The sequence below is a fragment of the Actinopolyspora lacussalsi genome (assembly GCA_030803735.1).
In the GTDB taxonomy this organism is placed as follows: domain Bacteria; phylum Actinomycetota; class Actinomycetes; order Mycobacteriales; family Pseudonocardiaceae; genus Actinopolyspora; species Actinopolyspora lacussalsi.
This window is the reverse complement of sequence record JAURUC010000001.1, coordinates 4,115,120-4,134,910: the sequence shown is the minus strand read 5'-3', so window position 1 is coordinate 4,134,910 and position 19,791 is coordinate 4,115,120. Positions and strand designations below refer to the sequence as shown.

16 protein-coding genes are annotated in these 19,791 nt (G+C 68.8%); 11 read left to right on the top strand and 5 right to left on the bottom strand.

What is annotated here, in order from left to right; genetic code table 11:
- The first annotated feature begins 70 nt into the window (after nucleotides 1–70).
- The 8 genes from J2S53_RS18400 to J2S53_RS18365 all read left to right on the top strand — a co-directional run bounded on the left by J2S53_RS18400 (nucleotide 71) and on the right by J2S53_RS18365 (nucleotide 13,458).
- Complete coding sequence (locus J2S53_RS18400) at nucleotides 71–487, top strand: prevent-host-death protein (protein ID WP_456242018.1); 417 nt, start codon at nucleotides 71–73, stop codon at nucleotides 485–487.
- A complete protein-coding gene (locus J2S53_RS18395; protein ID WP_456242017.1) occupies nucleotides 484–909 on the top strand; it encodes a cytotoxic translational repressor of toxin-antitoxin stability system in 426 nt (141 codons plus the stop codon). The genes J2S53_RS18400 and J2S53_RS18395 overlap by 4 nt, the downstream gene beginning before the upstream one ends.
- A gap of 123 nt (nucleotides 910–1,032) precedes the next feature.
- Nucleotides 1,033–7,254 carry a DEAD/DEAH box helicase gene (locus tag J2S53_RS18390; protein ID WP_456242016.1) on the top strand — a complete coding sequence of 2,074 codons (6,222 nt, stop codon included), beginning with the start codon at nucleotides 1,033–1,035 and terminating at the stop codon, nucleotides 7,252–7,254.
- Nucleotides 7,251–9,425: a UvrD-helicase domain-containing protein gene (locus J2S53_RS18385; RefSeq protein WP_456242015.1), complete on the top strand. Its 2,175-nt coding sequence runs from the start codon at nucleotides 7,251–7,253 to the stop codon at nucleotides 9,423–9,425. Before J2S53_RS18390 ends, J2S53_RS18385 begins: the two co-directional genes overlap by 4 nt.
- 163 nt (nucleotides 9,426–9,588) lie before the next feature.
- Nucleotides 9,589–10,098 (top strand): hypothetical protein, encoded by a 510-nt coding sequence (locus J2S53_RS18380; protein ID WP_456242014.1) that lies wholly within the window; start codon nucleotides 9,589–9,591, stop codon nucleotides 10,096–10,098.
- Nucleotides 10,099–10,265: 167 nt separating this feature from the next.
- Nucleotides 10,266–10,835 (top strand): STM3941 family protein, encoded by a 570-nt coding sequence (locus J2S53_RS18375; RefSeq protein WP_092973948.1) that lies wholly within the window; start codon nucleotides 10,266–10,268, stop codon nucleotides 10,833–10,835.
- 170 nt (nucleotides 10,836–11,005) lie between these two features.
- Nucleotides 11,006–11,788 (top strand): alpha/beta hydrolase, encoded by a 783-nt coding sequence (locus J2S53_RS18370; protein ID WP_456242013.1) that lies wholly within the window; start codon nucleotides 11,006–11,008, stop codon nucleotides 11,786–11,788.
- Between the two features lie 32 nt (nucleotides 11,789–11,820).
- Nucleotides 11,821–13,458 carry a flavin-containing monooxygenase gene (locus tag J2S53_RS18365; protein WP_456242012.1) on the top strand — a complete coding sequence of 546 codons (1,638 nt, stop codon included), beginning with the start codon at nucleotides 11,821–11,823 and terminating at the stop codon, nucleotides 13,456–13,458.
- A 231-nt stretch (nucleotides 13,459–13,689) separates the two neighbouring features.
- Here J2S53_RS18365 and J2S53_RS18360 read toward each other — a convergent pair whose 3' ends face one another.
- On the bottom strand, nucleotides 13,690–14,631 hold the full coding sequence (locus J2S53_RS18360) for a threonine/serine dehydratase (protein ID WP_456242011.1): 942 nt from the start codon (nucleotides 14,629–14,631) through the stop codon (nucleotides 13,690–13,692).
- 240 nt (nucleotides 14,632–14,871) lie between these two features.
- Between J2S53_RS18360 and J2S53_RS18355 the strand changes: the two genes are divergently transcribed.
- A complete protein-coding gene (locus J2S53_RS18355; protein WP_456242010.1) occupies nucleotides 14,872–15,366 on the top strand; it encodes a hypothetical protein in 495 nt (164 codons plus the stop codon).
- A gap of 111 nt (nucleotides 15,367–15,477) precedes the next feature.
- Here the strand turns inward: J2S53_RS18355 and J2S53_RS18350 are convergent, their stop codons facing one another.
- A complete protein-coding gene (locus J2S53_RS18350) occupies nucleotides 15,478–15,981 on the bottom strand; it encodes a GNAT family N-acetyltransferase (RefSeq protein WP_456242009.1) in 504 nt (167 codons plus the stop codon).
- 146 nt (nucleotides 15,982–16,127) lie between these two features.
- Here J2S53_RS18350 and J2S53_RS18345 point away from each other — a divergent pair, with 146 nt between their 5' ends.
- A complete protein-coding gene (locus tag J2S53_RS18345) occupies nucleotides 16,128–16,640 on the top strand; it encodes a DinB family protein (RefSeq protein ID WP_456242008.1) in 513 nt (170 codons plus the stop codon).
- A 58-nt stretch (nucleotides 16,641–16,698) separates the two neighbouring features.
- On the opposite strand, the gene J2S53_RS18340 is transcribed toward J2S53_RS18345, so the two are convergent.
- On the bottom strand, nucleotides 16,699–17,736 hold the full coding sequence (locus J2S53_RS18340; protein ID WP_456242007.1) for a zinc-binding dehydrogenase: 1,038 nt from the start codon (nucleotides 17,734–17,736) through the stop codon (nucleotides 16,699–16,701).
- A 347-nt stretch (nucleotides 17,737–18,083) separates the two neighbouring features.
- Between J2S53_RS18340 and J2S53_RS18335 the strand changes: the two genes are divergently transcribed.
- A complete protein-coding gene (locus tag J2S53_RS18335) occupies nucleotides 18,084–18,554 on the top strand; it encodes a RidA family protein (RefSeq protein ID WP_456242006.1) in 471 nt (156 codons plus the stop codon).
- Nucleotides 18,555–18,683: 129 nt separating this feature from the next.
- Here J2S53_RS18335 and J2S53_RS18330 read toward each other — a convergent pair whose 3' ends face one another.
- Nucleotides 18,684–19,550 (bottom strand): PhzF family phenazine biosynthesis protein, encoded by an 867-nt coding sequence (locus tag J2S53_RS18330; RefSeq protein WP_456242005.1) that lies wholly within the window; start codon nucleotides 19,548–19,550, stop codon nucleotides 18,684–18,686.
- The gene (locus J2S53_RS18325) at nucleotides 19,547–19,753 is read right to left on the bottom strand and encodes a hypothetical protein (protein WP_456242004.1); all 207 of its coding nucleotides are present in this window, start codon (nucleotides 19,751–19,753) and stop codon (nucleotides 19,547–19,549) included. The genes J2S53_RS18330 and J2S53_RS18325 overlap by 4 nt, the downstream gene beginning before the upstream one ends.
- Nucleotides 19,754–19,791 lie beyond the last annotated feature (38 nt).

Here is a 19,791-nt window from a genome sequence, read left to right as displayed (position 1 = left end):
TCCGTACGCCACGTACTTGACGTACTTAAGCTTCGGCGGAAGAATGACGGTAACCACCGAGGAGGTCACCATGTCCGCTGTGCACTACGACAGCTACACCGAAGCGCGGGCTCATCTGAAGGATCTACTCGACGCGGCCGATCGTGGACACGTAGCGTCACTACGTCGAGACTCGGCCACCACAGCGGTGGTCGATGCCGAACGGTTGCGCTCTTACCTCGCGTCGGTCACCCCGTCCCAGGCACAAGTGATCCCCGAAGGAGAGGGCTGGTCGGTGTTCATCCCCGGCCTACCGGTGGCCGCGGACGGCGCCACATTCGATGAGGCGATCACCGAGATGATCGCGGCGCTGCGCGAGTACGCCGAGGACTGGCAGGAACGACTGCTGAACGCGCCCAACCACCGCGAGAACTGGGGCCTGGTCCAGCTCGTGAGCTTCAGCGACGACGAACAACTTCGCGACTGGCTGATTGGTAGCAAGCAGTGAACCACCCCCGCGCGACCCGGCAGGACCACGAACGGTTCTGTCGGACAGAAGGCTGGGATCGGGTTCGGGACGCTCGGGGCCGCTCCGGCACCCACCACATCACCTATGAACTCGCGCTCCCCGACGGCCGGATTCTGCGCACGCGGATTTCCCACCCGGTCGACCGAAGCGCCTACGGGGCCGGCCTGTGGCAACACGTCCTCCGCGATCAGCTCGAAGTCGACGAACCCCAGTTCTGGTCGTGCGTGCACGACGGGAACCCCCCGACACGCGGTGTTCCCGAACCGCAGGCCGAGACACTGCCTGCCGACCTGGTCCACCTGCTGATCAATCGCGTGGGGTTGGCGGACTCCGAAGTCGCCATGATGGACAAGGACGAGGCGATAGCACGGCTCCAGCGTTACTGGACCGAAGGTCGGTGACTCCGCACCGGAAGAATGTTCCGCATGAAGTGACGACTCGGTAACCGTACGCGACGCGCCCGGCCCGATAAGCGATGATCAACGCGGGGCGCAGCACAGCCGCTGGGGAAGGAAAGAATCCCGATGTATCCCTCGTTACTGGCGGAAGAGACCAAGCGGGCCGTCACCGAGTACCTGTCCACCACCTTCGCGTTGGCCGACGACGAGGCGCGGGCGGCGCTGGAGGATTTCCTGCTCGGTTCGAAGCACGGGATCTTCCGGGGTCCTTACCTGCGGCTGCGCACCCCGTTCCGCTCGGTGGACGCCGACTGGCGCAGCCCGCTGGACTGGCAGCCCACCGGTTTCCGGCCGTTCCGGCACCAGGCGCGTGCCTTCGAGCGGCTGTCCACCCGCGACGATCCGGCCGAGCCGACGATCATCACCACCGGCACCGGCTCCGGCAAGACCGAGTCCTTCCTGGTGCCGATCCTGGACCACGCCGCCCGCGCCAGGGCTCGCGGGGAAACGGGCATCAAGGCGATCCTGCTCTACCCCATGAACGCGCTGGTCGGCGACCAGGCGCGGCGGCTGGCCGAGCAGCTGCACGACGACCCGAGGCTGCACCAGGTCAACGCCGGGGTCTACACCGGCGACGGGGAGCAGCACAGCACGCTCGGCCGCGGGCACCTCATCGACTCGCGCCGGGCGCTGCGGGACCACCCGCCGGACATCCTGCTGACCAACTACAAGATGCTCGACCTGCTGCTGCTGCGCTCCGACGACGCGCCGCTGTGGTCGGAGTCGACCACGAGCCTGCGCTACCTGGTGCTCGACGAGTTCCACACCTACGACGGCGCGCAGGGCACCGACGTGGCGATGCTGCTGCGCAGGCTCGGAACGACCCTGCGGGTGGCCGAGCCGGGCCGCCCGCTCGGCCGGATAACCCCGGTGGCGACCTCGGCCACCCTCGGCGGGACCACGCGCTCGGCCGAGCTGCGCGAGTTCGCCGAAACGGTGTTCGGCACCCCGTTCCCGCCGGAAGCGGTGGTCACCGAGGAACGGCTGGACGCGGCCGAAGTGGTCTCCGACATCGACTTCGGGCTCGACGTGCCCGACGTCGAGACCGTCAACGCGCCACCGGAGCCGGATGTGGCCGCCGAGGGCTCGTGGCAACCGCTGGCGGAGGCCTTCCTGGGCGAGCGCGTCCCGGACCGGCGGACGCTCGGCGAGCGGCTCAGCCACAGCTTCCTCACCCGCGCGGTGGTGCAGGCGCTTTCCGGCGGCCCGCTGACCCAGGCCGAAGCGGTGGACGCGGTCAGCAACTCCGGGGTGCTGCAGTGGGGCGTGGCCAAGCAGCACTCCCCGCACGACGTGCGGCGGGCGCTGCGGCGATTCCTCGCGCTGATCTCGACCGCACGAATCGCGACCGACTCGGGTGAACGACCGCTGCTGAACCTGGAGGTGCAGCTGTGGGTGCGCGAGGTCACCAGGATGCTGCGCGCCGTCTCCACCGAGCCGGGTTTCGCCTGGTGGCACGACGGGCCGCCGGACAACGAGTACCGCTACCTCCCGGCTGCCTACTGCCGGGTCTGCGGGCGTTCGGGCTGGCAGGCGCTGGCCACCGAGCTGGGCGAGGAGCTGGAGGGCAGTCCGGAGAAGATCTGGCGGGCCAGCGTCCGCGACCCCAAGAACCTGCGCACCGTGCTGCTGGCTAACGAGGACGAACCGGGCGCGCGCCACATCGACAAGCTCACGCTCGCCTACCCGGGCGCCGACGACGAACCCGGAATCCCGGTGCTGATCACGCCGGACGCGGATGCCGCCGAAGCACAGCGCTGCCCCTCCTGCGAGACCGACGACGCGATCCGCTTTCTCGGGTCCTCGGTGGCGACACTGATCAGCGTGGCGCTGACCCAGCTGTTCGGATCCAACCTGGTCGCCGACGGCGAGAAGAAAACCCTGGTGTTCACCGACTCGGTGCAGGACGCGGCGCACCGGGCGGCGTTCGTCGAGGGACGTTCCTTCCAGTTCAACCTGCGCTCGGCCATCCTGCGCGCGCTGGACGGCCAACCGCGCAGCCTCGCCGAGGCCACCGAGGAACTCGCCGACAGCCCCACCCGCGATCTCTACACCATCGCGCCGCCGGACTTCGCGCGACGGCTGGGTTACGAGGGGGAATGGCTGGACCACGACCGGAGCGGGAAACGACGCGAACTGCTCGCCAACCGGCTGCGGTTCCAAACCCACCTCGAAGTGGGGCTGCGCTCCCGGCTGGGCCGCACGCTCGAACTCACCGGGGCGCTGGGCGTGGACTACCGGGTGGACCTGGCGCACTACGCCGGGCTGGCCCGCGACATCCACGAGAACCTGCCGGAGCGCGGTTTCCTGCCGGAGGAACCCGCCTACCAACGCTGGCTGCTCGGCCTGCTCGACCGGCTGCGCCGCCGGGGCGGGATCACCCACCCGTGGCTGGCGAACTACATCAACCAGGACGGCAAACGCTATCCCATCTGGGGCGGCAGTCCACAGGGGATGCAGAAGTTCCCGAAGAACCGGGCCGCGCCCGTGTTCTTCTCCACCGCCGCCAAGAGCGAGTTCGACAGTCTCCGGCCGCGCGGCGACTCGTGGCTGACCGACTGGACCGTGCGCTGCCTGGGAACCAGCCAGGCGGAGGCCCGCGCGCTGGTGGAGCCGGTGGTGCGGCTGCTCGGCGAGCACGAGCACGCGCCGCTGGTCGCCGCCAGCTCCCGCACCGACGCGTACGTGTTCGGGCTGGCCCCGGAACGGGTGGAACTGCGACCGCTCGGGGCGGACGAGCTGGCGGCGGCCCAGTTGCGCTGCCCGAAGTGCCACCACATCCAGCCGAGCACGCCGAACCGGTTCGAGTTGTGGCTGGGGACGGTGTGCCCCCGGATGCGCTGCACCGGACGGTTGGTGGCCCACCCGGTTCGCGGCGACGACTTTTACCGTCGCCTCTACCACGCCGGGCGGCTGCGGCACCTGGTCTCGCACGAGCACACCGCGCTGCTGGACGGTAGCGAACGGCAGCGGGTGGAACGCCGCTTCGCGGCCGGGGACTCGCCGATCGACCCGAACGTGCTGGCCTGCACCCCCACGCTGGAACTAGGTATCGACATCGGCGACCTCTCCACCGTGGGGCTGGCCTCGCTGCCGCGCGGCCCGGCCAACTACCTGCAGCGCGTGGGACGCGCCGGGCGCGCCACCGGGAACGCGCTGGTGCTGGCCACCGTGCCCAGCCAGCCCCGCGACCTGTACTACCTGTCCGATCCCACGAACCTCATCAACGGCGAGATCACGCCGCCCGCCGCCTACCTGCGGGCCAGCGAGCTGTTGTGCAGGCAGTACTTCGCGTTCTGCCTGGACCGGGTGGCCGCGGGCGAACTGGATCCCGGCGGGAACATGCCGGGCAGGCTCGGCGCGCTGCTGGAGGACGGGCTGGCCGAGGGCAGCTGGCTGCGGAAGTTCGTGGACACCGTCACCGCCCGCGCGGCCGAACTGGCGGAACGGTTCCTGGCGCTGTACGGCGACAAGCTGGACCGGGTCGCGGCGGACGGCGTGCGCGAGTTCGCCTCGGACGGGCTGCCGAAGGCCGTGGCGCGGACGGTGTCGGAGTGGTCGGAGCACCAGCGGGAACTGACGCGGCGGCAGGGCGAACTCGCCGAGGCCATCGCGCGGCTGGACCGGCAGGGCCACCTGGACGACACGCAGCGGGACGACCGCCGCCGCTGGTCGGGCGAGTGGAACGCACTGTCCAGGATGGTCAAGGACAACCGGGAGGAGAACGCTCTCCTCGGCCTGGGGCAGCTGTCGCTGCTGCCGAACTACAACCTGCGGGACGACCACACCGAACTGGATGTCTCGCTGTGGTGGACCACCGACGACGGCGACGGCAAGAGCCCGCGAACCCTCAAGCACACCTACGGCAGGGGCAGCCGCGCCGCGCTGACCGAGTTCGCACCCGGCGCCGTGTTCTACGCGCAGGGCTACCGGGTCAGCGTCGACGCGCTGGAGATCGGCCCCGCCGGGCAGCCGCACTGGCGGCATCACCGGTTGTGCCCGGACTGCGGCTGGGGCACCGAGCGCACCACCCCCGCTCCCGGTCACTGCCCCCGGTGCGGCGGCACCGCGGTCTCCGACACCGGAGCGGTGCACAAGGTGCTGGAACTGCGGAGGGTCTCGGCCGTGCACCGCAGGGACGACGCCCTCATCGAGGACGAGACCGAGGACCGGGTGCGCACCCGGTTCCACACCGCGACCGGAGTGGACATCCCGCCCGAGCACGTGGCGAACGCCTGGCGGCTCCCCGAACGCGCGTTCGGCGCGGAGTACGCGCGGCAGGCCACCATCCGCACCGTCAACATGGGCCGCGCCGACCGCCCGGCACCCGACGTCTCCATCGCGGGCGAACGCCAACCCGCCACCCGGTTCACCACCTGCACCTACTGCGGCGTGGTCTGGCAGCAGGGCAAGGAGGACAACGTCCGCCATCGGGGCTGGTGCTCCACCCGGCGCGGCACCGCGAACAGCTGGGAAGAGCTGCTGCTCAGCCACGAGCTGACCACACAGGCGGTGCGGCTGCTGCTGCCGGTGTCGACCTTCCAGATCGAGCTGCGCCTGACCTCGTTCAAGACGGCGCTGCTGCTGGGGCTGCGGGCCGACTTCGGCGGCGACCCGCAGCACCTGGACGTGGTGACCGCGCGCATGCCGGACGAGTACGGGCGCACCCGTCAGTTCCTGGTGCTGCACGACACCGTGCCCGGCGGCACCGGCTACCTCGACCGGCTCGGCGAACCCGAGCGGATGCGACGCATCCTGCTGCAGGCCCACGACATCCTGAGCAACTGCCGGTGCCAGCACGATGGACACGCCGCCTGCCACCGCTGCCTGCTGGGAGTGGCCGCGCCGAACGAGGTGGAGCACGCCAACCGGCGCCTCGCCAGGGAGCTGCTCGCCGACCTGCTGGACGCGTGGCACGTGGAGGACATCGACAGCGTCACCGGGATCGACATCTCCTCGGTGCAACTGTCCGAACTGGAACTGCGGTTCCGCGAACAGCTCAAGCGGTGGGTGGACACGCAGCGGGGCCAGTCCTGGAGCTCCGCCATGGGCAGCAGGGGCGAGGAACTCGACATCCGACTGCTCAGCCCGGACGGCGAACCGCGCCGCTGGACGATGCGACCGCTGGTCCAACTGGGCGGCGAGGTCCCCACCGAACCCGATTTCCTGCTCAACCGGCAGGACGCCCAGGACGCACCGGTCGCGGTCTACCTCGACGGCAAGGCCTTCCACGCCTCACCGCGGGGCGACCGGACCGCCGACGACGCGCGCAAGCGCGACGCGCTCCGCACGCGGGGCTACCGGGTTTGGTCACTCACCTGGGAGGACGTCGAGGACTTCGCCCGCCTCACGGACGGCTACCAGAGCAAGCTGCGAGGTCTGGTGGCCGACACCGTGACCAGGAAGGCCCGTTCGAAAGTGGGTGACAACAGGGCACCGCTGCTCTGGGGAAACCCGATGCGGGCACTGCTGGACTACCTGCGCGACCCGGAGCACGACGTCTGGGGCGAGACCGCGGTGCGGACCTGCTTCGGAATGCTGGAATCGCGGGAGCACCTGAACGGGCAGCCGACGAAGTGCTCCCGGGAAACCCTCGGCCCGACCCTCGAAGCGTGGGCGAGGGAAGAGGACTTCGCCCACAACGGCAAGGGCAAGTTGGCGGCGGTTCCCTGCGTGGGGTTGTCCGGACTGCCCATCGCGCTCGTGGCATCCCTCGGCGGGGGGCAGGAGGCCGACACCGTCGGGGCCCTGGCGGTGCTCGACGACAGCCCGAGCGAGGTGGGCGGCGCCACCCACGACGAGCGCTGGCGCGACTGGCTCCGCTGGTCCAATCTGCTGCAGTTCCTGCCGCTGCCCCGCCACGGCCACACGATGCCGCTGCGGATGGCCGAGATATGGACCCACGGCTGCCTGGAACTGTTCACGGGACGCACCCCGCCGCTGGCGCTGGGCGGCCCGACCGAGTCCATGCCACGGATCGAGGTCAGCCACCCCGGCTGGAAGACGGTGATCGAGTACACCGACGAAAGCCTGACGAACCTCGGCAGGACACTCGCGGAACGCGGCGTTCCCGAGCCGGAAGCAGGCGGCGAGGTCGGCGACAGCGAACTCTGGCAGGTCGAGTACTGCTGGCCCGACAGCCGGATCGCCGTGGTGGTCGACACCGTGGCGTCGCGCGACGAATGGCTGGTCCGGCACGGCTGGCGAGTGTTCAACCATCGAGACGTGGCAACCGAGGAGGAACTGGTGGACGAGATCGTCGCGGCCTTCGAAGGAAAACGAGCATGAGCACACGAGTCGTCATATCCGACCTGTTCGAGGGCTCCTACAAGGAGCTGGAGAACTCGATCAAGAACAAGGTGCTGGACTTCATCGTCAAGCTCCAGACCAACCCCGACCTGCCCGGGCTGAACATCAAAACGCCGCAGGGGGTCACGGACAAGCGCATCAAGACCGGCAAGGTGTCGGACTTCTGGCGGGCGGTGCTCATCGAACTGCCGGAATCGTGCGGGTACGTGATGGTCGCGGTCAAACCGCACGACGACGCCTACACCTATGCGGGCAAGCTCCGCTTCGGAGTCAACGAGGTCACCGGTGCCCTGGAAGTGGTCAACGAAGCGGCCCTGAACGAGGCGGTCAGCCACGCGAGCAGCAGCGGCTCCCGACAAGCGCGGCCAATGCCGATCCTGCGGCACGTCAAAGCGGGAGAACTGCGCGAGTTCGGCGTCGACGAGGAGATCGCCACCCGGCTGGTCGCGATCACCGACGAGAACGAACTGCTGAGCATCGCCGAGGAACTCCCGGGAGTCCAGGGCAAGGCCGTGATCGACCTCGCGGCCGGACGCACCCCCGAGGACGCCTGGAAGGACCTGGTGATCGAGCAGGAGAACGAGATCGACACCGACGACGTGCTGACGGCGCTGGAACGACCGCTGTCCAGGGTCGACTTCACCGACGGACGCGACATCGACGAACTGCGCGCGATCCTGGAGGACGACTTCAAGGCCTGGCGGGTGTGGCTGCACCCGCTGCAGCGCAAACTGGCCTATCACGACGGCTGGCGGGGCCCCTACCGCGTGACGGGCGGGGCGGGCACCGGCAAGACCGTCACCGCCATCCACCGGGCACGGCACCTGGCACAGCGGCTGGAGTCCGAGGGTTCCGAATCCAAGATACTGTTCACCACCTTCACCAAGAACCTCGCGCGCGACATCAAGTCCCAGCTCGTCGAACTCGCCGGTTCCGACATCCTGAACCGGGTCGAAGTGCTCCACATCGACGCGCTCGCGCAGCGCGTGCTCGCCACGGGCGAGGACAACGGCGCGAAGCCCAGGATGCTCGGCGAGAACGAGGAGACGATCAAACAGGTATGGCGGCAGGCGCGTGACCAGGCCGAGGAGAACTGGGACATCGACTTCCTGCGCAGCGAGTGGTCCGAGGTGGTACTCGCGCAGGGGCTCACGGAACGCTCCGAGTACCTGAAGACCTCCCGCAGTGGACGCGGCAAACGGATCTCGCGTCCGCAGCGGGCAGAGCTATGGGCGATCTTCGAAAGGTTCACCCAGACCCTCAACGCCCAGAACCTGACCACGTTCACGCAGGCCTCCGCGCGTGCGGCGGCGATCGCGGCGCAGCTGTCCGACGGGCGATCGGGCGAGTCGCAGCGTTCGGCCGAATCGGCGTTGTCGCACTATCGGCACGCGATCGTCGACGAGGCGCAGGACCTACATCCGGTGCACTGGTCGCTCATCCGATCACTGATCAGCAAGGGCAACGACGACCTGTTCATCGTCGGCGACGCGCACCAGCGCATCTACGGCAGGCAGGTGGTGCTCTCCCGCCTGGGCATCGAGACCCGAGGTCGTTCGCGGCGGCTCACGGTCAACTACCGCACCTCCAAGCAGATACTGAACTGGTCGATCCAGGTGGCCTACGGTCCGACGGTCGACGACCTCGACGGGGACGAGGAGTCCCTGACCGGAGCGCGCTCCGAGTTCGTCGGTCCCGACCCGGTGCCGCGGGGCTACGACAACTGGGCGGAGGAGAAGACCGGGCTGATCCGCCGGCTGCGGTCCTGGTACGAATCCGGCATCCCCTGGTCGGAGATGGCCGTCATCGCGCGGGAACACATGCAGACCGGCAACATCGGCGAGGCCCTGGAAGAGGCGGCCGTCCCGATGGCGAAAATCGCGGCCAGCACCGACGAGAGCAAGCTGGGAAACCAAGTCCGCGTGATGACGATGCACCGCGCGAAAGGACTGGAGTTCCGGGCCGTGGCCATTGTCGGTCTCAGCGATAAGGACTTCCCACCGTCGTTCATCAGGGAAGTCGCCGAGGACGAACTGCCCGCCGCGTGGGCAAGGGAGCGCAACCTGCTGTACGTGTCGGGCTCCCGCGCGCGGGAGGAACTCTACGTGTCGTGGCACGGCAAGCGTTCCGAACTCGTTCCGGAGAACTAGCGGGAGTTCGTCGACTCGCTTTTAGTACGGGCCCACTCGACAATGCCGACCACGTGCGTGGTGGTTCTCCGCTGGGCGGTTCGACACTGCCGTGCCGAACCGCCCGCTCGCCCACCAATGGGCGGGCACCGGCTCGTTCCGTACAGAGTTCTACGCTGCCCGCATGGCGAACTATCTGCTCGTCATCGGCGACCGGCGAGCGCTCGACTGGGTGCTGCGGCAACAGCGGATGGCGTTTCCGGACTTCGACCGCGCCGAAGTGCGCGCACTCGCCCCGGGCGACCGGCTTTACCTGTACACCACGCGCGGCTGCTTCGGAAACCCCACGCGGGACCGGGGCAGGGTGGTCACCACCGGCGAGGTTCGCTCCACCGTGGCCGAACTGGACGAACCGGTCGAGATCGGGGGTCGCAGCTACCCGGTGGGCTGCGAGCTGCGTATCGCCGAACTCCCGCTCTGGCCCGGTGGCGTGGAGCTTTCCCCGATCGTGGGTGAGCTGGAGCTGTTCGACGGGATGGCGAAAAGCTGGAGCATCCGACTACGCCGACCGCTGGTCGGGCTCTCCGAACGGGACGCGGGACTGCTCGACAGCTACCTGACCGAGCACCACCGGTATCCGCTGGACGAGGTGATCGACAGCTACCGTCCACGGCGACGCGAGTCCCGGGGCTGAAACCGAAACACCGCGCCGTGACGCTTCCGACCTCGACCGAAGCGTGATCCTCAACCGCGATGCTCGACCCGCCCGGCCGACATGGCAGGCTCTACTTCTCGGAATGGCTCCGCCGACGAGCCTGGTCCCGCGGCGGGGCGCGCAGCCTTACAGGAGGAGCGGAACGGATGAGAGGGGTCCAGCGCAACGGACAGCCCGGTCAACGGGACTACCGATTAGCGATCTACCCGAACCGGATCCGGCTGGGGCTGGTGATCCTGGGCGCGCTGGTCTTCGTGCTTTTCGGGGTGTTCATGTGCTACCAGGCCGTCACCGCCATGAGCTCGGCCCCGCTCGCGGGGGTCTTCCTCGCGCTGAGCGCGCTGGCGATCGTGTTCTTCGGCGGCTGCCTGATCTACGGCGCCGTGCGGCTGGCCAAGCCGAAACCGGTGGTGGTGCTGGACAACGAGGGACTGTACGACCACGCCTCGTTCACCGGCGTGGGATTCGTGGCATGGCGGGAGGTCTCCGGGGCCATGGCCGACAACGACGGCACGCAGCGCGTGCTCAGCGTTACGCTGTTCGACCCGAGCGCGGTGCTCGACCGCACCACGGGCTGGCGTGGCTTCCTGGTGCGCGGCAACGCCAGGATGATGGGAACACCGGTCAACATCTCGCAGAACATGGTCGCGATGCCGATCTCGCAGCTGGCGGCCGAGATCCGGCTGGCCGCCGAGAAGACCACCACCTGGCGCTGAGCCGAAACCCGAGGCCCTCCTCCGTCGCGGCCTGTCCGGACTCCGCGACACGACGATGATTACGCCATTCGAAGGGTCGAGCTCGCTCACAGGGAAGTTGTATTTACACAACGGCCAAGCGCGTCGCATATTCATCGTGGACCGAGAACGGACACGAGCACGGAGCCGAATTGGCGCTCGACGACGCGACCAGCGCGCTGCTGGACCGGATGGCGGAACAGGGTTCGAAACCGCTGCAGGAGATGACCCCGGCCGAGGCACGCGAGTTCATGGGCGCCCAACAACCCGAGAACGGGCCACCCACTCCGGAGATGCGCCACGTGGAGCTGGTCGAGATACCGGTCGACGGCGACGAGTCGATCCCGATCCGACTGCTCACACCGAACGACTCACCGCGCGGGACACTGGTCTACTACCACGGCGGCGGCTGGGTGCTCGGTGACGCGGCCCTTTTCGAACAGCTCGGACGCACCCTTGCCGCCCGCACCGGCTGCGCCGTCGCGTTGGTGGACTACCGGCTCGCGCCGGAACACCGCTACCCCACCGCCGTCGAGGACGCGCTGACGGCGCTGCGGTGGGCCGACAAGCAGCGTGCCGCGCTGGGTGACGCGGAGATGCCGCTGCTGGTGGCGGGCGACAGCGCGGGCGGGAATCTCGCGGCGGTGGTCGCGCGGCGCGGCGAGTTCGATGCCTCCCCGCTGCGTGCGACCGAGCTGTCCGGACTACCGCCCGCCGTGGTGCTGACCGCGGAGCACGACATGCTGCGCGACGAGGGCGACGCCTACGCCGAACGGTTGCGCCGAGCGGGCGTGCCGATGCGGCACCACTGCTTCACCGGACAGACGCACGGCTTCCTCACCCAGATCGACGTGCTTCCCGGCAGCGCGGCCGGGGTGGACTACATCGTCGGAGCGGTCGAGGAGTACCTCCCACAACGATGGAAACGAAGCTGACGTCGAGGACCACGCTCGCGCCGGAGGCGAAAATGTCCGAATCGGACTCATTGGCAACGGACTTTCCGGAATCGGACTCCACCGAACCGGACGCGGTGGTGGTGGGAGCGGGTCTGGCCGGGCTCTACCAGCTTCACCGGCTGCGTGAGCTCGGACTACGGGTGCGGGTGTTCGAGAACGGCTCCGACGTGGGCGGCACCTGGTACTGGAACCGCTACCCCGGCGCGCGGTGCGACGTGGAGAGCATGTCCTACTCCTACTCGTTCTCGCCGGAACTGGAGCAGGAGTGGACCTGGACGGAGAAGTACGCGGCACAGCCCGAGATCCTGCGCTACATCCGGTATGTCGCCGAGCGTTTCGACCTGCGGCGCGGCATCACGTTCGACACCCGGGTCACCGAGGCGCACTACGACGAGAACGCGCACCGCTGGCTGGTGCGGACCGACACCGGTGAGTCGGTGTCGACACGATTCCTGATCATGGCGACCGGCTGCCTGTCCGCGAGCAAACCGCCGGAACTACCGGGAATCGAACGGTTCGGCGGCGCGGTGCACCACACCGGCCGCTGGCCGCACGAGGGCGTGGACCTCACCGGGCAACGGGTCGGGGTGATCGGCACCGGATCCTCCGGTATCCAGGTGATCCCGGAACTGGCCGAACAGGCCGCCGAACTGACGGTGTTCCAGCGGACCCCGAACTTCAGCATGCCCGCCTTCAACCGGCCGCTGCGCGACGAGGAGATCACCGAGCGCAAGGCCAACTACCGGCGGTGGCGCGCGGCGCAGCGCGATTCGTACGCGGGAGTTCCGCGGCAACCCGCCGAGCGCTCGGCGTTCGAGGATTCGCCGGAGCAACGCGAGGAAACCTACCGGCAGAGCTGGCGGGAGGGCAGCCTGTTCGGAATACCGGGCAGCTACGCCGACATTCTCGTCGACCCGGCCGCCAACGAGACCGCCGCCGAGTTCGTGCGAGCCAGGATCCGCGACAAGGTGCACGACCCGGAGATCGCCGAGACGCTCTCGCCGCGCGACTTTCCGATAGGAACCAAGCGGCCCTGCCTGGACACCGGCTACTACGAGACGTTCAACCGGGAGCACGTGCGCCTGGTCGACCTGCGGTCCACCCCGCTGGCCGAGATCGTCGAAACCGGGGTGCGCACCTCGCGGCGGGAGTACGAGCTGGACACGCTGGTGTTCGCCACCGGGTTCGACGCCATGACCGGCGCGCTGCAGGCGGTCGACATCCGGGGCAGGGACGGACGCACGCTGCGGGAGTACTGGTCCGCCGGACCACGGACCTACCTGGGGCTGGCCGTGTCGGGCTTTCCCAACCTGTTCACCGTGACCGGACCGACCAGCCCCTCGGTGCTGAGCAACATAATCGTGTCCATCGAGCAGCACGTGGACTGGATCACCGACTGCGTCTCGTACCTGGCGGCCAACGGGCTCACCGAGGTCGAGGCGACCGAGCGTGCCGAGCGGGAGTGGCTCGACCACGCCGCCGAGGCCGGGAACGCCACGCTCTATCCCACGGCCGACTCCTGGTACACCGGGGCCAACGTGCCGGGCAAACCCCGCGTGCTGCTGGCCTACGTGGGCGGGGTCGCAGCTTATCGGCAGTGGTGCGAGCAAGTGGCCGACAACGGGTATTCGGGTTTCTCACTTCGCTAGCGGATGTTCCGGAGTGGGTTGCGTGGGTGGTCGCTTGGTGGAACCTCTCGCACGGCTCTCGCCGCGGGAGTCCCGACATCGGGTAGTCACTACGCAACGTCGGGCCTTCCTCGTGAGAGCCGCACGGGAGAACCCGCGGTCGGTACTGCTGCGAGGATGGTGGGAGTTCGGCCCACGTCGAAGACGCCCGGCGATTTCGCGAGAAATCGACGGTGTTCGGATGGCGGGGTTTCAACCGAGGTCGGTGAGATCGGTGTTGGCACCGCAGAGCACCACGGCGAGGCGCTCCCCCTCGGTGGGGCGGTAAGCCCCGGCGAACAGCGCCCCGAGCGCCGCTGCCGTGCCGTGTTCCACGACCAGCCGATAGCGCTGCCACAGGTACTTCCGCGCCGCGACGATGTGCTCGTCGTCGACCAGCACCGAACGCACTCCCGTTCGCGTCGCCACCTCGTAGGCGATCTCGCCGAGGCGGGTGGCGCCGAGCGAGTCCTTGGCGACACCGGAGACCGCCACGTCGGTGGGGCCGCCCTCGGCCAGCGCGGTGTGCAGCGTCGGGATGCCGGTCGGTTCCACCCCCACCACGCGCGCACGGGATTCGAGCGCGGCGGCGACACCGGCCATCAGCCCACCCCCGCCGACGGCCAGCAGCACGGTGTCCAGCTCGCCCTCGGTCTGTTCGAGCAGTTCCGCGCCCAGCGTGCCGTTACCGGCACACATCTCGGGCTGGTCGTAGGCGTGGCAGAACACCGCGCCGTTCTCCTCGATGTCCTTGACGGCAGCCCGGTAGGCATCGGCGTAGACCTCACCGACCGCCACGACCTCCGCACCCAGTTCCCGCAGCTTCGCCTGCTTGAAGGCCGGCGCGTTGGCCGGGACGTAGACCCGGGCGGGAACACCGTGCCGGGAAGCGGCGTGCGCCACGGCCATGCCCGCGTTGCCGCCGGAAGCCGCGACCACTCCCGCCTCGCCGATCCTGTCCTCGGCAAGGGCCGAAACCACCCGGTTGTAAGCGCCACGCGCCTTGAACGAGCCGGTGTGCTGCAACTGTTCGAGCTTGAGCCGGACGCTCGCCGCGCCGGGGACCAGCTCGGGATCCAGGTCGACGATCGGGGTGCGCCGGACGCTGGCCGAGATTCGTTGCCTTGCCTTCTCGACATCCGAATGAGTTGTCACGGTTCCAGCCTGCCCTGCGTTCCGGTGGAGCGGAGCAGGGCCCGGGGAGCTGGGCCAACGGGATACGGAAACCACGGGATTCCCGCATGTCCTCGATCACAGCAGAACGAAACACCCGTGCGGCACCATCGCCGACTCCTATGCTGCTCCGCGAGCTCCGCTCCTTCCGAGGCACAACCTGCCGGAAGGGGACAACTCGCCGGGGCTGAGCAATCGGTAACCGAGCCCGAAAATGGATCGATGCGTTTCGTGGACACCGTCGGATCAACCTGGGAGGCGAAACGGCAGTGGCTGCCGTGGCGACGCAGGCTCCGTTTCCGGGACAGCTGGGGACGCATGGGGTTCGTGGAGGGGATAAGTGAACTCCCCGACCTCGTCGTCGCCCTGGCCTTCGGGGTGCTGATCGTGATCCCGGTCCTGCTGGAGCTGGTGGTGGAGCTCGTGCTGCTGCCGTTCGTGCTGCCACTGCGGGCGATGAGCGTGATGGCCACTCCCGTCCGGATCCGCTGCCTCGACAAGAACCTCGCGACGGAGGGTCGGATATACAGATTCTTCCAGCGGATCTCGATCCCGGACTCCTGGAACATCCGGATCAGCGGATTCCGCCGGGCCGGGAAGTTCCGGCGAGCGGCCGTGGAGCTGGTGACCGAGTACGGCCACGGCGCCGACGTCGAAGGACTCGCCTCCGGACATCGGGACCGAGCAGTACCGGTCCCCGCGCGGGAGAGCCGGTAGTGGAAAACCCCGCCGCGGTCTCGAAGGTCTAGGAGCCTCGACGCGGTGCTTCGATCCCCTGCTGCTCCGCTGCCGAGCATTGCCTACCGAGACGGACCTCAGGAGCTGTCGTCAGATCCGCTTCTCGAACAGGACCACGGGAAACAGGCCACGGATGACGTGTCTGCCCACCTCGTGGAATCCCCGCGCCGCGTAGTAGGAACGCAGCGTGGCGTTGGCCTCGGCGCAGTCGAGCCGGAAGGTGTGCAGCCCAGCGGCGCGGCCGATGTCGGCGGCGCTTTCCAACAGGAAGGTGCCCATCCCGGTTCGGGCCATCGACCGGTCGACCATGAGCCCGTGGACGTAGATCGCGGGCGTGGGGTCCGCACCCCAGAAGTCGGGATCGGACCACAGCACCCGCATCGCCGCGACGACACCGAGATCCGGCAGCCGCACGCGGCGCCACTCCGCGCGCTCGACCTCGCTCGCGATCCTGTCGAACGAGACCTCACCGCGCGGCCACTGCTCGATCCCCCGGTCGTAAAGCCAGTCCTCCAGCTGCCTGCGAAGGCCGTGTATCGGAGGGGCGTCCTCCGGGGCGGCGGTTTCGAGCTGCCACTGTCGCGTCTCGGTCACGCGGGTGAGGATAGTTCCGGTTCTCGGTTCTACTCGGACCCGAGGCCCCGCGAGGCGCGACCCCAGTCCCGGTAGCCGGGGCGGTTCCACGAGCAGTTTCGAGTACACAGTGGATCGCACGTCGGCGTGGTGGAAGACTGCCGACCATGACGAGACCGCCGTTCCCGGAACCAACCGATTCCCGCGAATCCCGAACCGAGGTGTTCGTCGGGTATCTCGACTACTTCCGCGCGGCGCTGGTGGACAAGCTGCGCGGGATTCCGGAGGAGGAGCTGCGCTCCAGCAGGCTGCCGTCCGGTTGGAGCCCGATCGCGCTGCTGAAGCACCTCACCAACGTCGAACGCAGGTGGTTGGTGTGGCGATTCGGCGGTGAGCACGTCGGACCACCGTGGCCGGAGTGGTCGGAAGGACGCTGGTACGTCCCGGACGACGAGACGTTGGACGAGCTCGTGAGCTCGCTACACGAGCAGGCCGGGCGCAGCGACGCGATCATACGAGCCCACGAGCTCTCCGATACAGGAAGCGCCGGTGACGCATGGGACGGCGAGGAACCGGCGAGCCTGGAACGGATCCTGTTCCACCTGGTGCAGGAGTACGCCCGCCACCTCGGGCACCTAGACATAGTCCGCGAACTGATCGACGGCGAGGTCGGGGAATGAGCACCCTCGGTCGTACGGGACACCCGATCGCCCGCGAAAACCGAAGCGGGAACGTCGGCTACGGCACCACCACGATCTTGCCGACGTAATCGCCCTCGCGGAACCGCCGCTGTGCCGAATGGATCTCGTCGAGCGAGTAGCGCTCCGCGACGCGCGGGCGCGGTCGGCCGGAGCGTGCGGCAGCCACGAGCTCGGCGAAGTGCGTGCGGGTGTGCATCGATGAGCCGATCAGGCTGAGGTTGTGCAGGTACAACCGGCGCAGGTCGAATTCGATCACCGCCTGGGCGATGGCCCCGGCGACGACGCAGCGGCCGTCGTCCCGCAGCAGCGGCAGCAGGCGTGCCAGCTGCGGGCCGCCGACGACGTCGGCCACCGCGTCGAGCCCCTCGGGAGCGAACTCCCACACCCGGTCGGTGAGATCGGCGGCGTCCCGCAGCGCCACCCGGTTAGCCCCGGCAGCACGGACCTCGGCCTCCTTGCCGCCGCTGGTGATCGCCAGCACTTCCGCTCCGCGAGCGGCGGCCAGCTGGACCACGGCCAGCCCCACCCCGCCGGACGCCCCGGTGACCAGGATCCTCTCGCCCGAAGCCACTCCGGCGCGTTCCAACATGCCCATCGCGGTGCCGTAGGCGATCGGTAGCGCGGCCAGCTCCTCGTCCGACAGCGGCGAGTCGGTCACGTCGTGGGCCTGCCGGTCGGCGACGAGCACGTACTCGGCGAATCCACCGTCGTACTCACTGCCCAGCAGACCGACCGGCGGGGCATGAGGGCCTTCATCGCGGTATTCGGCCGGATCGACCAGCACACGGCGCCCGACGCACTCACTCGGCACTCCGGAACCGACCGATTCGACCACTCCAGCCACGTCCCCACCCTGGATGCGGGGGAACGAGATCGGCCCGCGCCACCCGGCGAGCGCGGTGGGGTCGCCGGGGAGGCCGTAGGCGCCCTCCCTGGTCCAGATGTCGGTGTTGTTCAGGGCACCGGCACCGACCCGGACGAGCAGCTGCCCTGGTCCGGGTTCCGGGGTCACCACCTCGTCGCGGTGTTCGAGCTTCTCGGGACCACCGTGGCCCGTGAGCAGCACAGCGCGCATCGTGCACCCTTAATGATTAGACCGGTCTGTCTATAACAGCCTAACACGCGACACGCGGGACTTCCGAACGAAGACCGGAGCCAAGTCCTGCACGGCGCCGTTCCGCGAGAGCGTTCCGCGCGGGGCCGAACTCCGGCCAACGGGCGAGCTGGCAGGAGCCGCTTGCGACTCGTACCGGACTCCGAACGTCACTGCCACGTGTGACCAGTGCCCGGGCACCGTGAACACTCGCCGCGCGATACTCGGCCGACTCGGAGGCCGACAGCGCCGATCCATCCGACGAAACGCCCGGAGTACCCTGCGAGCACCGCTCAGGTGACATCCGAAAAGCCGAAGGAGATCGACTGTTGTCGAGGATCGACGCTCGCCTTGCCGAACTCGGGATCGAGCTCCCCGTCGTCGTCCCACCGCTCGCCGCCTACACACCCGCGGTAGTCGACGGTAACCACGTCCACGTCTCCGGCCAGCTGCCCATGGTCGACGGGGCACTGCCGGAGACCGGCAAAGTAGGCGAGGGCGCCGACCTCGTGACGGCCGAGGACGCCAAGGAGTACGCCCGCAGGTGCGCCCTCAACGCGTTGGCCGCGGCGAAGAGCGTCATCGGATCGCTCGACCGGATCACCCGCGTCGTCAAGGTCGTGGGATTCGTGGCCTCGGACCCGTCCTTCACCGGGCAAGCGGCCGTTATCAACGGTGCCTCCGAGGTTCTCGGGGAGATCTTCGGCGATGCGGGAGTTCACGCGCGTTCAGCGGTGGGAATGGCCGTACTGCCGTTCGACTCACCCGTCGAGGTCGAGTTGATCTTGTCCATCGAGTAGCTCCGACTCCGAACGAGGGAAAGGCCAGGGGCACCGTGCGGGTGCCCGGCCTACCCTGGGGGCCTACCGTGGGCCGTGGAGACGTCTGCGCAGCGCACGCCTCCAGTCGTGGTCAGCGCCGCTCGGGGATCATTCGATCCGCGCCGCACCACCCGTAACGACGATGCCTCCCGACCCGGGCACCGTCACTCGCAGCAGGCTCGGACGCCCGACGTGATCGCCCTGCTGGATCCGGAGCTGTGCCGGCGGCTTTACCGCACCGATAGCTCTCAGGTACGCCCCTGTCGCCGCCGCTGCGGCGCCGGTTGCCGGATCTTCCGTGATGTCGCCGACCGGGAAAAGGTTGCGTGCGGCGAACTCGCTCTCCCCCAAGGGGGACAGCACGGTCACCGTAGCCGCCCAGCCGTGTTCGTCCATCAGTTCTCGCAGCCGCGACGGATCGAAGTCGAACGAGTCGAAGGTCTCGCGGCTGCCCAGGACGATGACCGGATGGACGTTTCCGGCGAACGACAGCCGGGGCGGGTAGGCCGGATCGAGATCGGCCCGAGCGAGACCGAGCAACGACAGCAACCGGTCGACGACGTCGTCGTCCATCGGCGTCACCGAGGGTTCGACGCTGGTGAAGGAGGCGGTGGTCTCACCATTCGCCGTCTCGGCGGTTTCGATGGCGACCTCGCCGACCGCTGTGTCGAACAGCAACAGCCCGGTGCCGTGGCGGTCGGCGAGTGCCACGGCGGTGGCGACCGTCGCATGGCCGCAGAACGGCACTTCCGCGGTGGGCGAGAAATAGCGGATGCGGACCCTCCCGGGACCGTTGGCCTCCGCGGGCTCCTGGATGTCGAGCACGAACGCCGTTTCCGAGTAGCCGGTCTCGGCGGCGATCGCGAGCATCGCGGTCTCGTCGAGCCCGGCCGCGTCGAGAACGACTCCGGCGGGATTTCCACCGTTCCGCGCGGAAGGCGCGGGGAAGGCGCTGATGCGCAGCACGTCCGTCACGAGGACAGCATGCCCCGGATCGGCGCTTTGATGTTCTCGGGGTCAGGGATTTCACCGGCCGTCGCCGAGCCCCGGCCCGTTCCGGCCGAAGCCTCGATGAGCAAGTCGCCATCGCCGCGTGCGTCCGGTCGCACAGCGACCAAGTCCTCCCGGAAGGCGGCGGGCTCGCCGTGGCCCGTGAGCAGCAACAGCGCGTCTTGCACCTCTGATTTTGGACAGGTCTATACGATTGCGGTGGCCG